The organism is Cryptocyanus atlanticus LEGE 06306 (assembly GCF_056633155.1).
This window is the reverse complement of record NZ_JBSJOZ010000042.1, coordinates 1-1317: the sequence shown is the minus strand read 5'-3', so window position 1 is coordinate 1317 and position 1317 is coordinate 1. Positions and strand designations below refer to the sequence as shown.

The 1317-nt window shown below is 49.2% G+C and carries 2 protein-coding genes; both read left to right on the top strand.

Annotation, left to right across the window (positions count from 1 at the left end; genetic code table 11):
* Positions 1-101: 101 nt before the first annotated feature.
* Positions 102-818 (top strand): GIY-YIG nuclease family protein, encoded by a 717-nt coding sequence (locus ACWJI7_RS14200; protein ID WP_479938868.1) that lies wholly within the window; start codon positions 102-104, stop codon positions 816-818.
* A 138-nt stretch (positions 819-956) separates the two neighbouring features.
* On the top strand, positions 957-1310 hold the full coding sequence (locus tag ACWJI7_RS14195; RefSeq protein WP_479938866.1) for a hypothetical protein: 354 nt from the start codon (positions 957-959) through the stop codon (positions 1308-1310).
* Positions 1311-1317: the final 7 nt, after the last annotated feature.

Below are 1317 nucleotides of genomic sequence, written 5' to 3'. Positions count from 1 at the left end.
TCAACTTCGGATAAGATCGTGGCTGCGCACGATCTATCCATAATCGTTATGCGTAGCAACAATGTCCCGGCTAGAATTTTTCAGTTCTTGTGACTGACACCATGAGTCAAGACGATGATAACTATAAGTTCAAAGGGCTCCCGTTAACTGCGGCCGTTGTAGAGCATATTGTATTGTCGCAACTTGCAGGCCGGCAGATCAAGAGAAATCAAATAGTAGATTACGTTGAGAAGTATCATGCTGACAACGGAGGATTCCCCTGCCAAGCTGCTGATCTCTCTCGTACAGTTAAAAAAGCCCTTGACAACATCAAGGCTCGTGGTGGAGCAGAAAATCCATCAACAGGGTGGTGGAGGATATCGAGCGCTACTGGAGATGATGAATCAATTCAGCCTTCCGACGAAGACGGGGCTGTAGCTGAAAATGTCAATGAGGAAACTCAGGATCTTCAGACATTGCTCTACTTGGGTGAAGGCGATGAATCCATCTACCTATATTACTATCCTGCGTATAAGGCTGCAGCGCTATCGAGTGGGAAGGACAAGTGGCTATGCAAGATAGGCCGAACTGATACAGCTGCAAGCCTTAGGATTTCGGGTCAATCAACGGGAATGCCTGAGAGACCGGAAATCGGACTTGTCTATCGTACGAATGACTCACGATCACTTGAGAGCGTCCTTCACGGAGTTCTTACCCTTAGGAACCAATGGAGTGAGAGCTCGCCTGGCGTTGAATGGTTTATCACATCTATAGAGGATGTGCTTTCGATTATTCAGTTTGTTCTGGGTACTCCTGCCATTGGCGAACCACACGCATAACATGCCCCTCGAGTGGACAGGCCTCCAACTATTCTCAGCTTCGCCACCACAAACTCCCTGCCTGCCACTCAGGGGCAGCGTTAGATCTTCTAGCGGCTATGGTGTGCAAGGAAACTCATTAGCTCATCCAGACCAATCATGACGGCGGCAGTCTTCTCAATTTCGCCAGAGCAAGTTATAATCGCGATGGATACCTTGGCGATGGCTGGAGACACCGGAAAGCCATTCTTCTTCACCACAAAGTTTTACATCCTACCGCACCTACGGGGAGTAATGTTCGCGACAGGCATTGGCGACCTGGCTTCTAAGTGGTTCTCACAACTGGAAAGATACCTCGCTCGCGACATTCATCACCTAGATGACTTCGTCTCGCCAGCCCTTAGAGACCTTGGTAATGAATTCGGGCTAAACGAAAAGCTTACGACGACAGTCTATCACGTGGGATATGAGGTGGTCTGGCTTTTCTGGACAGGGCCCATCGTTAACCTCTGAGGCGGGG

What these genes read in the sequence shown, in the direction of transcription:
- ACWJI7_RS14200 (WP_479938868.1), top strand. Translation starts at nt 102, where the DNA reads ATGAGTCAAGACGATGATAACTATAAGTTCAAAGGGCTCCCGTTAACT.
- ACWJI7_RS14195 (WP_479938866.1), top strand. Translation starts at nt 957, where the DNA reads ATGACGGCGGCAGTCTTCTCAATTTCGCCAGAGCAAGTTATAATCGCG.